The following is a 16262-nucleotide window of genomic DNA, read 5'->3' as shown; positions in this document are numbered from 1 at the left end:
CTTGAGGTAGTTTACTTTAGAGTATCTTGCATTTAAAAGCTTCAATAACTAATATTGGGGTAATAGACCTTATAATTGGTCTTTTAGAATTTAATATTAAAGAATGGGTCAAGAACCATCGGTTTGCGAAGAGAGCGTTTATAATAACATTTATCGAACCCATGCAGAAGGTTTGCGAAATTACCTTTACTATAAGTTTGGCGATATGCAGCGGGCAGAAGATATTGTACATGATTCTTTTGTTAAATTGTGGTCTATGTGCAGTACTGTCGTTTATAAAAAGGTAGCCAGTTTTCTATATAGTATTTCAAGAAATCTAATGATCGATACGCTGCGTAATAAAAAAGTTGCTTTAAAATTTGAAAAAGGATTGGTTAAGGAACAAGATAATGAAGACCCTTATTTTAAATTAAGAACAAAAGAATTTCAGTTAAAACTAGAATCCGTTATTTCAGATTTACCAGAAAAGCAACGCGAGGCTTTTTTAATGAATAGAATAGATAAGCTTACATACAAAGAAATAGCGATTAGGCTAGAGGTCAGCGAGACAGCTATTGAAAAACGTATTTCAAAAGCTTTAATAAAATTGAACAGTATTACAGAAATTAAAGATTTTTCTATTTAGCAGGTTGGTTAAATAGTTTTTTAAACGTATTACTAGTATGAGCAAGCATTTAGAAGATAAAAATTTAATTGCCCGTTGGATGGATGATCGTTTAAGTAACGAGGAGAAAGAACAACTGAAAGAATCGGGTGAACTAGATGCGCTTAAAACTGTAATTGATGATATAGATACCTGGAAGGTAAAACCATTTGATCTAGAGGCAGGTTTAGCCAAATTAAAAGAAGAGAATAAGACAGTTGTTCCATTAAAAAAGAGCAATAAAAACTGGCTGCGTATTGCCGCAAGTGTAGCTATATTACTGTCCTGTAGTCTGCTTTGGTATTTCACGTCTACTAGTTCCACTACTATTGCTACCAAAATTGCAGAGAGTAAAACAGTTGAACTACCAACAGGTTCTTTGGTTGAATTAGATGCGGCATCAAGTATAACATATGATAAAGATGATTGGGAGGACAGTAGAATGCTTACTCTTTCAGGTCAAGCATTTTTTAATGTAACTAGCGGTGCTCCTTTTGTGGTGCAAACTCCCACGGCACAAGTTTCTGTGTTGGGTACACAGTTTAATATAAGTACACAAGAGGAACAGTTTTCGGTATATTGCTATGAAGGTAAAATAGAAGTTTCGTATAAAAACAATTCAGAAATTATTACGAAAGGGCAAAGTGTTTTTTTAGTAGGTGGCAAATTTAAAAAAGACCAACACCAATATTTGAGTCCGGAATGGATGAATGGTTTAAGTTCCTATGATAGAACTCCGCTAAAAACAGTTATAGCTGATGTGAAACGCTATTACAATGTAGATGTAAATCTTCCACAAAAGTATGATACACTTCAGTTTACGGGTACAATAGCGCATAAAGATTTGCAACAAACTTTAAATACCATTTTTACCACCATGGAAATAAAATACGAGCTTCAAGAGGGTAATACCGTTATTTTTGAATAGTATTGAACGTATAAAGCATAATATGAGACCCATGTATAAGCATAAGAGAACACTACTTCAGTTTCTTGTTCTTAGTTGGTGTTGTATTTTATTTCCTTGTATATCATTTTCTCAAAACGGTCCTACATTAAAATTAGTAGATTTTTTAGATGAATTAAAAGCCACTTACAATGTAGATTTTATCTATAACCATACCCTTTTAGATCAAGTTGTACTGCCCTCCTCTTCACATGATTGTGAATCGTTAGAAAATTGTTTATCGAATATAAATGAAGAGGCTCCTGTCAAATTTGTTAAAGACGGAATCAACTCATATATGGTTGTGCCTATAAGAAATGATATTTCATTTAATGTTATAGATGCAGAAAATAGTGAGGTCATTCCTAATATAACTATCCAAATTAATAAGGGAGAAGAGCGCTTTTTGTATCCTATTAATTCAAGGTATACCATCAAGAATATATTCGCATTAGATTCGGTTCATATACGTGCTTCCTTTTATTCCAAATTAGATATAATAGCTTCTGCGTTGGATGCATTAAAAACACCTGTGCGCTTAGAACATGCTATGATTCATTTGAATGAAGTTCAAATTACTGATTATTTGACAAGAGGTGTTAACGCTAAGATTAGTGATAATACCTTTCATATAGATATGCGGTCATTGGGTTTACTAGCAGGGGAAACTGATGGTGATGTTTTTAATGTAGTTAAAAATATACCGGGAGTACATACGCCAAGTGGTAAACCAGGAAGTTTAAATTTTAGAGGAAGTACATTTGACCAATCACTTATTGAAATTGACGATATCCCCATTTACCATAACGGGCATTTTTATGGCGCTATAGCACCCTATAATCCTACAATAGTTAACGAAATTGAAATTCAAAGAAATACCCTTTCTGCAAAATGGGGAGGTCGTGTTGGGGGGCTAATGCATATTACCACAAGCAATAATGTACCGGACTCTACAGCATATAACGTTCAAGCAAATACTGTATATGCCGGTGCTACGGCAAAAATTCCTATTGTAAAAGATAAGCTTGCCTTATATGTAGCCGGTAGGTCTAATTACCCAAGTATTAATTCTCCAAAACTTACCGCCTTTTCTATTCTAAATTTTCAAGGTAGTCGTTTAGAAGATGTTGCGGATAAGGTCAATAGCGAAAATTTTAAAGTTGGATTCTATGATATTAATTCAAAATTGGTTTATGATATCAATGAGAACCATAAAGCCACGATCAGCTACATAAATATTCAAAATATTTTATCGGCAACCTTAGAAGATTCTGAGGATAAGGACAATAAAGATTTTAGGGATTTATCGTTGAATAACTGGGGAATGAATATGAAATGGGAAGGCACTTTGTCAGAGAAACTCAAAGTCCAAGCACGAATCAGTAAATCTATATTATACATCGATAACAAAAGTGAAGGCTTTTTAGCATCTGAACGTTCAAGTTTTGAAAAATACGCTAACACCATTGATGATACACGCCTTATAACAGAAGTTCAATTACAGTTAAACGATAATACCGAACTAGAAACTGGATATACCTTAACTGATTATAGTTTAAGGTTCGATGAGCGTAATGATGAGAATAGTGTAAACAATCGTAGAGATCAAGATGCATTAACTCATAGTGCTTTCTTATCGATCAATAAAAATTGGAACGATAATATAACGGCTAGTTTTGGTATGCATACCGATTATTACGAACCTAATAAAAGGTTTTATGCAGACCCAAGAATTTCAGTTAATGTTAGGACAAGTGATGCCTTTTATTTTAAGACTTCGGTAGGTCGATCTCATCAATTTATTCAAAAAAAGATTCGAGACGATTTTGATGATTTTAATAACCAGACTCAGTTTTGGTATCTTCCTGATCAAACTACTTCGGTACTTGAGGGCTATCAGACAATGTTAGGTGCCTTGTACAACAAATCTGGTTGGTTAATAGATTTTGAATTGTATAGTAAAAATACCAACAATGTAACTTTACAAACCAATATCAGCAACCTACAGAAAGGCAAGTTGAAAAGTATGGGTGCAGATTTGTTCGTAAAAAATAGATGGAACAATTTTGAAACCTTGTTTAGTTATTCGTTAAGTGAAGTAAATACGGACTTTAATGAAACCTTGCCGATATTTTTTGACCAACGCCATATTCTACATGTTACAGCTTTATGGCATTTAGATCCTTTTAATTTGGCGGTAACTTGGGGCTATTTTACCGGTATGCCTGTAATAGTACCGAATTTCGATAGTAGTAGCTCAATTTCACAAAGCGATTTGGATATTGGCTATACCGATCGTTTTCCTAGTATGCATCAATTAGACGTATCAGCAACATATGAATTCACAAATGCTAAAAAAGGTTGGAAGGGCATTGTGGGCTTGTCATTTGTGAATCTTTATGACCAAGATAATATCGTAAACATATTTCAGAATGAGCCACCGGTAGATGACCCCTACCGTAAAACTATAGGCTTCGCTCCTAACCTACAACTTAGCATACAGTTTTAGGTGATCCACTAAAACAAAACACCATTTAATCTTACCAATTTTAAAGTATTCTAAAACTAATTCTATTTTTTTTCAAATTAGGGGTTGGGTAAATCGAACTCTTGATCGTATTAAGGAAAAGGCATAAATAAGCCTTCAATTAAACAGTAACCTTAATACAAAAAATGTTATGCGAAATAATCAATTAAGATGGTTAATAATAATTCTAGCGGTGATTTTAGTACAAGCTTGTGCCAAAGATGAACTTGATGTACTTGAACTAAGCGATGCCGAAGTAGAAGATCTTAATACAGTAGAACAAGATTCTTTAACAGCTAGAAGACAGAACAATAGAAACAACGGTTTAAACCCATCAGAAGAGACAGTACAGCTTATAACGGATTGGAACGATCTGTGGTTAGTATTAGATCGATACACCAACGGATTAAGACCTAACACTACGGCAAGAGCACTTGCTTATATTCATTTAGCTGGTTATGAAACAGCGGTAGCTGATATGGATGGTTACGGATCTACTAGAAATCAATTACAAGGTTTTAATCTAGACCAAGATGATAGACCTGCCAATGTAGATAGAAATTTAGCACTAAACACTTGTTATGCTTTGGTTTTCGATCATTTTATGTTCAGTGTATCCAATAATGCTAAATCTGGTATTGCCACTTTAGAAAATGAAATGGCAGAAGAATTATCTGAAAACTTATCTCAAGAAGAAATAGAAGATTCTGAAGAGTGGGGAGCATTGGTAGCAGAAATGGTCATTGCCTATAGTCAAACGGACAATGCTGCGGAAACACAACAATTAGATCCTAATCCTGCCTCATACGTGGCACCTGTAGGAGTTGGTTTATGGGCTGCATCTGAAGGTGAAAGTGCATGGTTTCCTTATTGGAATCAAGTTAGAACTTTTGTGATTTCTCCTGAACAAACCTCTAGTACGCCCCCACCTTTTGATCATAATGAAAATAGAAATAGTGGTTATTACGAACAAATGGAAGAAGTGGAGATCTCTGCTACAACTGCCAGATTATCGGATAATGAAGATCTGTGGATTTCAGAATTCTGGTCAGATGATGTAGAAGGTTTGATGATGAGTCCTCCTGGACGTCAGTTTTCAATAGCAAATCAGCTTATTGAGCAAGAAGATTTAGATTTTGAAGAAACCTTAGAGCTATTATTGAAATTGGGTTTCGCCATGAACGATGCAGCAGTTTCCGCTTGGGATGATAAATATACTTACAACACGGAGCGTCCAAGTAGATATATTTTAGAATATATAAATGATGATTTTCAAACGAATTTAGCACGGTTTATTTCCTCTCCAAATCCTGCATTTCCTGCCTACCCTTCTGGTCATGCAACCTTTGCAGCTGTGGCATCTGGAGTATTTATAGACATATTTGGTGGTGATGCAATTAATTTCACGGACAGAACCCACGCAGGTCGTTCAGAATTTAGAAGCGACTCTAGAAGCTTCAATTCTTTTTCTGAAATGGCAGAAGAAAACGGATATTCTAGAATACCATTGGGTGTTCATATACAAGCAGATAGCGATGAAGGTGCTCGTTTAGGTTATGAAATTTCAGCAGCTATAAACAGTTTCAACCTTTCCCCAAATTTTTAAGCTTAAACTCTTAATTGTAAAGGTTTCGCCGTTGCTGGCGAAGCTTTTACAATTATAAAAACATCTATCCTGCCAAAATTTAAAAGACCAGAATGACAAAAAACTACTTTTTAATTTTTATCAATCCCTTTAAAATCAATTTAATATGAAAAAGTATGTTGTCACTTTATGTCTAATGACATTTATAATCATTTCTTGTGCAAAAGATGAGTATATAGAAATTCCTGAAGATGAGGAAGAAGTAGTTTTGGTTGAAGATGAAAGTGAAATTGATACCACGGTAGAAGAAGAAACATTAGATATTGTGAAGGTGGATGATTCCATTCTAAACCTACCTGATTCACCTTTTAATTATGCCAATATTCTTTTACCTGATTTTTTCTTTGACAATGATGTCAGAGATGAGGATAATACTCCCAATAATAATGCTACAACAGATAATGGAGCAACTTTAGGGAGGGTTCTGTTCTATGATAAGAACCTGTCAATGAACAACACTGTTTCTTGTGCTTCTTGCCATATACAAGAAAACGGATTTTCCGATCCCAATGCATTAAGTACAGGGTTTAATGGAGAGTTGACTTCAAGAAATTCTATGGGTTTGGCAAATGCCAGGTTTTATGAGAATGGAAGATTCTTTTGGGATGAAAGAGCCGCAACCCTAGAAGCACAAACCTTAGTACCTATACAGGACTTGGTTGAGATGGGGTTAACATTGCCTGAACTTGAAGAGAAACTAACACAACAGCCTTATTACGCAGCTTTATTTACAAATGCTTTTGGCGATGAAACAATAACAAGCAATCGCGTAGCATTGGCATTATCACAATTTATAAGATCAATGGTTTCCTACGAATCTAAATTTGACGAAGGACTTGCTCAGACACAAGATATAGATGACAATTTTCCCAATTTTACTACATCTGAAAATAGAGGTAAGCAGTTGTTTATGAGTAATCAAACGCGATGTTTTGATTGTCATGCCACCAATGTATTTGTTGGGGATGATGCAAGAAACAACGGGTTGGATGCTACCATAACAGATCCGGGTGTAGGTGGTATAACCGGAAACAACAATGAGTTAGGTGAATTTAAAGTGCCATCATTAAGAAATATAGCCTTAACCGGACCGTATATGCATGATGGTAGATTTGAAACTTTAGAAGATGTTGTAGAACATTATAACAGTGGTGTCCAAAATAATCCTAATCTAGATAATAGATTAACCCAAGGTAATAATGTCCGTCGATTAAACTTGTCTGATACAGATAAACAAGCCTTGGTAGATTTTCTAAATACCTTAACAGATGATGAGTTTATAAACGATGAAAAATATGCCAGTCCGTTTATAGAATAAACCAATTTTAAAAACTGGATATTGATTTTTTGGAAGCGCTATTTTTAATTAAAACACCTTAGCTATTATAAGGTAATCATCTTAATAGTTATTGATTAAGTATTGAGAGAATACGTGTTATATCCTAAAAAATTATTAATAAGATTGATATTGGCCTTTAAAATTGATTAATTAATAAAATATAAGGTGAAATAAAGTGTAAATTTTAATTTGAATGTTAAAGCATGCACTTACATATAAGAACTTTCCCTAATAAAGTAACTTTGATAGACTAATTTAAAAGTTACATTTAAACTCGTAGGGATTCATTTAAGTCTTATGACTTAAAACATTGTTTATGAGTTGTTTGTGTGGGTTTATTTTTGCTTTTTAAAAAATTAGGTTAATCAAATTTCAACTTATAAATCATTTATTATGAAACACTTAATCGCTGTATGTACAGCTCTTTTATTAAGCTCGGTATCCTACGGGCAATGGCAAGTATCTGCTAGTTCAGGATTGGCATTTGGTAGTGCAACCATGAAATTAGGAGAAAGAGTTAATGCCTCTGATACAGAGAACTCTTACGGTAGTTATGGAGAAGGCGTAAATTTTCAATTAAGAGGTACGTATTTTTTTGATGAATCTTTTGGGGTTGATTTAGGTGTTGGTTACTTAAAAGGTACAGACCAAGATGTGTCAATTGTAGATTTACCAAGTACGGAAGTAAATGCAATAGCAAGAGCACGTGCATTTGGTGCTTCAGCATCTGTAGTTTATAAGTTTACCAATAACATTTACGGACGTTTTGGGGCATTAATTAAATTAGGTGGAAAAACAGAAGGAGTTATTTATCAAAAATCTGTATTTTCTGAAGCGGAAGCAGAAGCTTTTGGAGTGCCAAACGGATCGTATTCTGAAACAAATTATAAAGAAGATTTCCATGGTCATTTCCCTTTAGGTTTTGTAGGTGCACTTGGGTATAAGTACGATCTAGATTCTAATTTTAGCCTTTTTGCAGAAGTAGAGTATTATGGTATTAGTTTAAAGCGTAAAGATTCTGAAATCTCTGAGTTTAACACAGATGTTAAACTTCCTGATGGAACTGTTGCTGTAAGTGGTTTATATACCATTGATAATTTACCAGAAGGCATAAATAGAAATACTACATATGTAGATGAGTTATCTAATACTAACACAGACACTACTCAAGAACTATCTCAAAAAGTTCCTTATTCTTCATTTGGTTTAAATATTGGTGTTACTTATAAATTTGCAAAAGCAAGTAAGGAGTAATATTAAAGAGTTTATAATAAAAGCCCCTATTGAAACTGTTGTTTCAATAGGGGCTTTTTATATGTTTCAATTAAGAAAGTATGTTATTTAATTCAGCTTTTTGAAGAACTTTGAATGCGCTTGTTTGGCACTAATTATAAATAATCTGTAAACCATTATGATAAAAAAATAGAGCTACTAACTAAATGTTCAATATTTAAAACGTACCTTCAACTATTATGCATGCATAGTAAATTGAATTTAATTAGTAGTAAGATGACCAAGTACAAACATATTTTTGAGCCTTTGGATTTAGGATTTACCACCCTTAAAAATCGGATTTTAATGGGTTCTATGCACACCGGATTAGAAGAGGAAAAAAATGGAATAGATAAAATTGCCGCATATTATGCCGAACGGGCAAAAGGCGGAGTCGGATTAATAGTAACTGGCGGAATAGCGCCAAACGTACAAGGTTGGACAGGTCCTTTCTCTGCACGTATGAGTTCTAAAAAGCATGCGAAACATCATAAGGTCATTACTGATGCCGTACATAAAGAAGGTGGTAAAATCTGTATGCAAATTCTACATGCTGGCAGGTATGGGTATCATCCTTTTGCTGTGGCACCATCCGCTATAAAGTCCCCCATCTCCCCTTTTAAACCTTTTAAGCTCAATAAATCCGGTATTAATCGCACCATTCGTGATTTTGTAAATTCGGCTCAACTTTCCAAACTAGCGGGTTATGATGGCGTTGAAATTATGGGTTCTGAAGGTTATTTAATAAATCAATTTATTGCAGAAAGAACAAATAAACGTACCGATAATTATGGCGGTAGCTATGAAAACCGAATGCGTTTACCAATTGAATTAGTGAAGCAAACACGTGAAGCCGTTGGTCAAGATTTTATTATTATCTATCGCTTATCAATGTTAGATTTGGTAGAAAAAGGAAGCACTTGGCAAGAAGTGGTTGCCTTAGGTAAAGAAATAGAAAAAGCTGGTGCCACCATTATAAATACAGGAATTGGCTGGCATGAAGCCCGTATACCAACTATTGCAACATCTGTACCTAGAGCGGCATTTACTTGGGTGACCAAAAAAATGAAAGAAGAATTATCTATTCCGTTAGTTACGTCTAATAGAATAAATATGCCCGAAACTGCTGAGCAAGTTTTAGCGGAAGGTCATGCAGATATGATTTCTATGGCACGACCATTTTTAGCAGATCCAGAGTGGGTCAATAAGGCTGAAGCTGACAAGGCAGATGAGATAAATACCTGTATTGGTTGTAATCAAGCATGTTTAGACCACGTTTTTCAACGAAAGGTTGCTAGTTGTTTGGTAAACCCAAGAGCTTGTCATGAGACAGTTCTTAATTATAACCCAACAGAAACAAAGAAAAGAATAGCCGTTGTTGGTGCAGGACCGGCAGGATTGGCAGCATCTACAGTAGCCGCACATCGTGGACATGATGTTACACTTTTTGATGGCGAAAAAGAAACAGGCGGACAATTTAACCTAGCTAAGCAAATACCGGGTAAAGAAGAATTTTACGAAACCATTCGCTATTTTAACAAACAACTAGAGCTGCATAATGTAACTGTAAAATTGAATACCAGAGTTAGTGCAGAAGACTTGAAAAATGGCAATTTTGATGAAGTAATTGTAGCGACCGGAATAAAACCAAGAACTCCTAAAATTGAGGGAGTAGACCATTCAAAAGTCCTAAACTATATTGATGTTTTAAAATTTAAAAAATCGGTTGGCAAGCGTGTTGCTGTTATTGGTGCAGGCGGAATTGGTTTTGATGTTTCTGAATATTTAGCCCATGAAGGTGAAAGTACGGCCTTAAATATTGATGCTTGGCTTAAGGAATGGGGAATTGATAAGACTTTAGAAGCTCGTAGTGGTATTGAGAATATGCAATCAGAAATGCATCCTTCGCCTAGAGAAATATTTATGTTTAAGCGCAGTAAAGGTAAGTTTGGTGGTAATCTGGGTAAAACCACAGGTTGGATTCATAGGTCAACATTGAAAAAGAAAAAAGTACAGTTTATCAATGAAGTGCAGTATACTAAAATAGATGATGAAGGTTTGCACTATACTCAAAATAATGAGCAGAAAATACTTGCAGTAGATACTGTTGTTATCTGTGCAGGACAATTACCATTTAAAGAACTTTTAGAACCATTGGAAGCAAAAGGCATGAAAGTACATGTAATTGGTGGTGCGGATGTTGCTGCCGAATTAGATGCTAAACGTGCCATAAATCAGGCTTGTAGATTAGCCGCGGAAATTTAATGCTATAGTAACAAGTGAAGTCATATCGTAGAATGATTTAATCTTTTAGAGGTATGAACGCTCCGTTTTCATACGTTAGTTTTAGAATTTGATTTTTGTGCTGTTATATCTATCGATTATTATTCACTTAACTTTCTAAGCACAGTTCCGCTTAAGGCATTCACTACAATAGAACTTACCTCTTCCCCTACTTCATTTAAATAAGATGTGTCTAAATCTACTTGTATGGTACCAGAATCATTAGCGTTAACGAAAACCAAGGCACGAGAAAATTCTCTTTGGTAGAGTCCGTTTTCTAGTTGCGTATAGCTGCCAGTGGCTTCACCAAAATTCCAATTGTATTCATCTCTCCATGGTGATGGGTCATTATAGTCATCGGTAATTTCTTGTTCAGAAAAATAAGTATTACCGTTGTTTACTAACCAATAGCTGGCGAAAGCATAATAAAAACCTTGATTGTCGGTAATAGAAGTGTGTGGTTGCACTAAGGTAATTTTATCATCCAATTCATTAACTACTACCTCATTGATTTGAGGAATATAACCTTCAGAATAGTCAGAAAGGTAATTTCCATTACCGAAAACAAGCCACCATTCATCTAAAGCACCATCAAGATGTTGCATATAGTCTTCCCAAACCCCTGGGTGTAATCTAGTATCGGTTATATTGGCTATCCCTATTTTATTATCCGTATTTAATCTAGAATGTATTGTGGTCAGCATAGATTTGTATGCAAATTGAAACTCGGCATCGGTTTCATAATTTTTAGGAAAGACATTTTCGTGGTAGGTATCTAGTATGTAAATAGCATTGTCCATAAGCACTCCGTCCCATCCGTTTGCCACAAGTTCATCACCAACTTGATCTGCCCAAAATTGTTGATATTCAATATTACCAATATCCATTTGCCAATGATTGGGGTAGCCTGTGTATTCCAATCTATTATCGTTTTCATCAACTAAAAACCACTCTGGGTGGTTGGTGTTTGCATATTGATAACCAACACCTGTAGGTATATACTCATCGTCAACCTCATTCTCAACGGCATAACTTCTTGTTGATGTAAGATCTTTATAAACTAACATTTTTAAATCAGGATTTACTGCCTTAAATTTTTGCACATACTCATGAAATAAGGCATTCATGACAATGATATCTCGTCTCGGTGCTTCGGTTTCTATTGTTGCGTCTGGTATTTCTTCATGATGCAGATACAACCAAAATAGTTTAGTTTGGTTGACCACTGTATCCGTTAAAATTTCTTCCAATTCTTGTACATCTTCGTCTATATCTAAAGTAGAAGGTTCATTTACATCCAGTTCATTTTCAACATCATTTTTATCACTGCTACATCCATAGGTAAATGTTACAATTACTATTAAAACTAATCTGAAAACAACTTTTTTCATTCTACATTTTTAAGACCTTAAAGATCGGAAAATAAAACTCAAATTACAGAAAACCATTGTTTTAACAACTATATCCATATTTCTAAACGTACATAACATAACCCCAAAATTAAAACGCTATGCGAAAATTGAAGACTTACCTATGGTTGTTAAGCCTTAGTTGTGCCATAATTGGCTGTACTAATGAAGAAGCTATTTTACCAGTAAATGACAGTAATGACGCTGAAATTGAAACAGCAGAAGAAACAGTTGAAGAAGCGGAAGAAACGGAGCCGACAATTGATGAAAATGTAACCTCAGTAGACGTAGCAACAACACTCGTTGCAAACGACCTTGAACCCCACCCTATGCAAGATATTGCAAAACCAGATTATTTAGAAACTATAGTAAATCCGTCTTTTGGAACTATTATTCGTAGAATTTCTAATGCTGGTGCTGGAGGGGTTATTAAACCTATGTACAGTACGATACAAGCTTGGAACGCCGATGAAAGTAGAATGATTTTATATGACCAAACTAATGGAGTTCATCAATTGTTAGATGGAATGAGTTATGAATTTATTCGAAATCTTGATGATGTGCGCCCAGATGATTTAGAACAATTATTTTGGGATTTTAACGACCCTAATATTTTATATTATTTAGACTCCGTCACAGATGAGTTCATTAAGTACTCCGTGTCTTCTGGGAATAAAGAGGTGCTGGTGAATCTAAAAGAACTTACTAATTGTACGGGAAGCATTAGTATGGGTAATGATGTACAAATGATGTCTTGGGATTCTGATGTTATTGGATTTCGATGCGATAATAGCGAGACGTACTCCTATAGATTTTCAACTGAAGAACTCATAACCTTCAATTTAAATGATGTAAACTATACAGCAGCTATGCCAGCACCTAGTGGAAGCTTGTTTTATCATAATGTATCGTCATATGATGCAGACGGTAATTTTAAAGCGAGACTAAATAAGAGTAAACCAGAACATTCATGTTTAGGTAAAATGGTAGATGGTACCGATACCGATTTTTCTGTTAGTTTTGATGCAGGACCAAATGGTGGATGCCAAGGAAATATCATTGCTTATGATTTGAATACAGGTGAATGTCTACCTGTTATTTCGGAAGATTTAGGATATGCATATCCTAAAAAGGGAACCCACATTTCTGCAGTAGCCCATAAAAATCCGGGATGGATCGCTGCATCCATGATCGGTTTTGAAGGAGATGGTCAGGCATTGTTAGATCAAGAACTGGTAATAGCTAGTGTTGAGCCAGGTAATGTTCAAGTATACAGAATAGGACATCATAGAGCAGATGAAGATGAATTTGACTATTGGGGAGAACCGCATGCCGTTATTAGTCCCACAGGTACACGAGTACTTTTTGGTTCTGACTGGAGCGGTAGCGAAGACGGTACATCAGTAGAGTCATATGTAGTAGAGCTGCCTTCGTTTAATCCTTAGGTACTGAATACTTAGTGAGATGTTGTCTTGTTCTAGAATAGAAACTAAAAAAGGCGTATTCATTAGAATACGCCTTTTTTAAAATCATCTTATATATTACTTCAACAAGGCAAGAATACCCTCTAATTCCGTAAGATTAAGACTTGAATTATTATCGGTATCCAAAGTACTGAAATTTTCAGAAACTTCACCAATAGCTTCAGAGGAGCTAATAGCTTGATCGTTGTTCGTATCTAAAAGGCTAAATAAGTTAGCTACTTGTTGAACTGTAGAATTAGAACTTAAAGAACCTAATAGTTGAGCAGCATTTGAAACCTTAGAGGTATCCATATTTTTTACGCTATTACAGCTAGTTATTGTTGCTAATAGAATGAATGTTGCAATTACTTTTTTCATGGTTATGTGTTTTAATTTAAGAGCAAAAGTAATCTTAACGATGTGTTATTAAAAAGATTATATACAAATAAGCTATATAAACCTATTAACCGCCTTTATTTATAGATGAAAACATGAGGTAATTTTATAGCGTATTTTCAAGTAAGGCCAAAACCATTTGTGCAGAATTAATAGCGGCGATTTTAACAAATTTATAATAATCTGTATGCGCATTGGTATTGGCATTATCGCTACAACTACGTATTACAATATAAGGTAGTTTCAACATTGTGCAAATCTGAGCTACTGCGGCTCCTTCCATTTCAGTGGCAAGCGCATTAAAATTAGAGTATAAAGCCTTAGCCTTTTTAGCATTGCTTACAAAAGTATCACCCGTAGCAATAGTACCTACATAGAATTTAGGCACTCTACCTTTAAATGCTTTTAGTTGAATTGTATTGGAGACTATTTTACTAGTATGAAGTAATGTACTATCTACAGAAAGGAGTACAGGATTTTTAGTATTCTTAATAAGATTTCGTGTTGGCCAAGTTATAAACTCATTATCTTGTAATTGCCCAAAATCATATTGAACCAAACTATCGGCAATAACAATATCACCTGGTTGTATATCTGGGTGCAATCCGCCTGCGACACCAGTAAAAATAAGCGCTTTAAGTTTAAAGTGTGTAGTGAGTATTGCCGTACTGTATGCTGCATTTACCTTACCAATACCAGCCTTTAATAGAACAACCTCCTTATTTTTAAGTTTACCGGTATAGAATATAATTCCGTTTTTTTCAATTTCTTCTTTACTTTCTAATTGCCCCTTTAGTAGTTCTATTTCTTCGTCCATAGCACCCATAATTGCAATACGTTGGGCTTTTACTCCGCATAAAGTAAATAGCATTAGAAAAATTAGATAGTGTCTTATAGCCATAGGTAAAGAATTGATAATGCATTTATAATTAATAACACTGGGTTTATTTCCGATTTCTTGCCAACAAAGAGCTTGAGTAAGGTATATGTTAGAAAACCAAAAATGATTCCTGTGGTTATGCTGTACGTTAATGGCATTAGTATCATGGTAAAGAAAACAGGTATAGCTTCATCTGCCGTATTCCAATCAATTTTAGTTAACGGTTTCATCATAAAAGAACCTACTAAAACCAATGCAATAGAACTAGCTATGCTTGGAACTATGGATAACAATGGAGAGAAGAATAGAAACGGTAAAAAAAGAATACCTGCAGTAATTGCTGTAAGTCCCGTTTTGCCACCTTCTCGAATGCCTACGGCAGATTCTATATATGCAGTACCGGAACTAGTGCCTACCAAGCCTGAGAATATGGTGGTAACCGCGTCTACCATTAAAGATTTTTTAAGATTTTTTGGGTTTCCGTCTTCATCTTTATAGCCAGATGCTTCTGATAAACCTACGAATGTAGAAAGACTATCGAATAAATCTGTAAAGGCAAATACAAAGATTACTGGTAAAAATGCATATTTAATAGATCCTAATAAGTCGGCTTTAAATAATAAGCTGAAGTCTGGCAAAGAGAAAACTCCTGAATAATTAACAATAGTGGGTATACCATAGTTTACAAGAGAGGCATCTCCCCACCATCTACCAATGGGCCAAGCAAGAATAGTAGTTAATAGTATACCTATAATCATAGCTCCCGTAACCCTTTTAGCTATTAATATGGCAGTAATGAGTAGCCCTACTAAAAAAGTAAGACACATAGGATCTTTAAGCGAACCTAGACCAACCAAGGTAGCTTTATCATCAATAATAAAACCTGCATTTTGGAAACCTATAAACGAAATAAAAAGTCCAATACCGGCGGCGATAGCAAATCTTAGAGAATGTGGTATGGCTAGTACGATTTTATCCCTGACTTTAAGAACACTTAAGATTAGAAATAAAATACCTGCCCAGAATACGGCGCCCAAGGCAGCTTGATAACTTAAGCCTAAGCCTAGTACGGCAGTATAGGTAAAGAAAGCATTTAAACCCATACCAGGTGCAATAATAAAAGGGTTTTTAGCATATAACCCCATCATAATACTACCAAAGGCACAAACAAGAACCGTTGAGGTTACCGCTGCAGAAAAAGGCATTCCGGAAGCAGAAAGAATTGCTGGGTTTACAATGATGATATAAAATGTTGCTAGAAATGAACTGATACCTGCCAGTATTTCAGTTTGTATAAATGTACTTCTATCTACCATGAAGATTAAAATACTAAGAAAAGAAGCATTTTACACCTATCGTAGACGGAATCTTAAAACATTTTTTGAATCAGCATTTATAACTGTATATTTTAGGGATTAAATCTAATGTAGCACTTATAATTATTGATTTTAAAATGTGA

General features: G+C 34.8%; 12 protein-coding genes. 8 read left to right on the top strand and 4 right to left on the bottom strand.

Annotated elements, in window-relative coordinates:
- Window positions 1-103: 103 nt before the first annotated feature.
- The 7 genes from UH1x_RS19400 (at window position 104) to UH1x_RS19370 (ending at window position 10637) form a co-directional block, all read left to right on the top strand.
- Window positions 104-625, top strand: coding sequence for an RNA polymerase sigma factor (locus UH1x_RS19400; RefSeq protein WP_482623715.1), 522 nt, complete (start codon window positions 104-106; stop codon window positions 623-625).
- A gap of 37 nt (window positions 626-662) precedes the next feature.
- Entirely contained in the window at window positions 663-1571 is a 909-nt protein-coding gene (locus tag UH1x_RS19395) for a FecR family protein (protein WP_482623713.1), read from the top strand.
- 31 nt (window positions 1572-1602) lie between these two features.
- Complete coding sequence (locus UH1x_RS19390) at window positions 1603-4098, top strand: TonB-dependent receptor plug domain-containing protein (RefSeq protein WP_482623711.1); 2496 nt, start codon at window positions 1603-1605, stop codon at window positions 4096-4098.
- 169 nt (window positions 4099-4267) lie between these two features.
- A complete protein-coding gene (locus UH1x_RS19385; RefSeq protein WP_482623709.1) occupies window positions 4268-5722 on the top strand; it encodes a vanadium-dependent haloperoxidase in 1455 nt (484 codons plus the stop codon).
- A gap of 145 nt (window positions 5723-5867) precedes the next feature.
- Window positions 5868-7079 carry a cytochrome-c peroxidase gene (locus tag UH1x_RS19380; protein ID WP_482623708.1) on the top strand — a complete coding sequence of 404 codons (1212 nt, stop codon included), beginning with the start codon at window positions 5868-5870 and terminating at the stop codon, window positions 7077-7079.
- A gap of 414 nt (window positions 7080-7493) precedes the next feature.
- Complete coding sequence (locus UH1x_RS19375) at window positions 7494-8354, top strand: outer membrane beta-barrel protein (protein ID WP_482623706.1); 861 nt, start codon at window positions 7494-7496, stop codon at window positions 8352-8354.
- Window positions 8355-8609: 255 nt separating this feature from the next.
- The gene (locus tag UH1x_RS19370) at window positions 8610-10637 is read left to right on the top strand and encodes an oxidoreductase (RefSeq protein ID WP_482623704.1); all 2028 of its coding nucleotides are present in this window, start codon (window positions 8610-8612) and stop codon (window positions 10635-10637) included.
- A gap of 119 nt (window positions 10638-10756) precedes the next feature.
- Here the strand turns inward: UH1x_RS19370 and UH1x_RS19365 are convergent, their stop codons facing one another.
- Complete coding sequence (locus UH1x_RS19365; RefSeq protein ID WP_482623702.1) at window positions 10757-12046, bottom strand: putative glycoside hydrolase; 1290 nt, start codon at window positions 12044-12046, stop codon at window positions 10757-10759.
- A 119-nt stretch (window positions 12047-12165) separates the two neighbouring features.
- On the opposite strand from UH1x_RS19365, the gene UH1x_RS19360 reads away from it, so the two are divergent.
- On the top strand, window positions 12166-13509 hold the full coding sequence (locus tag UH1x_RS19360) for a hypothetical protein (RefSeq protein ID WP_482623701.1): 1344 nt from the start codon (window positions 12166-12168) through the stop codon (window positions 13507-13509).
- Between the two features lie 96 nt (window positions 13510-13605).
- Here UH1x_RS19360 and UH1x_RS19355 read toward each other — a convergent pair whose 3' ends face one another.
- The 3 genes from UH1x_RS19355 to UH1x_RS19345 all read right to left on the bottom strand — a co-directional run bounded on the left by UH1x_RS19355 (window position 13606) and on the right by UH1x_RS19345 (window position 16119).
- Window positions 13606-13905, bottom strand: coding sequence for a hypothetical protein (locus UH1x_RS19355; protein WP_482623700.1), 300 nt, complete (start codon window positions 13903-13905; stop codon window positions 13606-13608).
- A gap of 124 nt (window positions 13906-14029) precedes the next feature.
- The gene (locus tag UH1x_RS19350) at window positions 14030-14824 is read right to left on the bottom strand and encodes a 5'-methylthioadenosine/adenosylhomocysteine nucleosidase (RefSeq protein WP_482623698.1); all 795 of its coding nucleotides are present in this window, start codon (window positions 14822-14824) and stop codon (window positions 14030-14032) included.
- Window positions 14815-16119 carry an NCS2 family permease gene (locus UH1x_RS19345; protein ID WP_482623696.1) on the bottom strand — a complete coding sequence of 435 codons (1305 nt, stop codon included), beginning with the start codon at window positions 16117-16119 and terminating at the stop codon, window positions 14815-14817. Before UH1x_RS19345 ends, UH1x_RS19350 begins: the two co-directional genes overlap by 10 nt.
- Window positions 16120-16262: the final 143 nt, after the last annotated feature.

Source organism: Maribacter sp. UH1, assembly GCF_056839145.1.
This window is presented reverse-complemented; position numbering and strand designations above follow the sequence as displayed.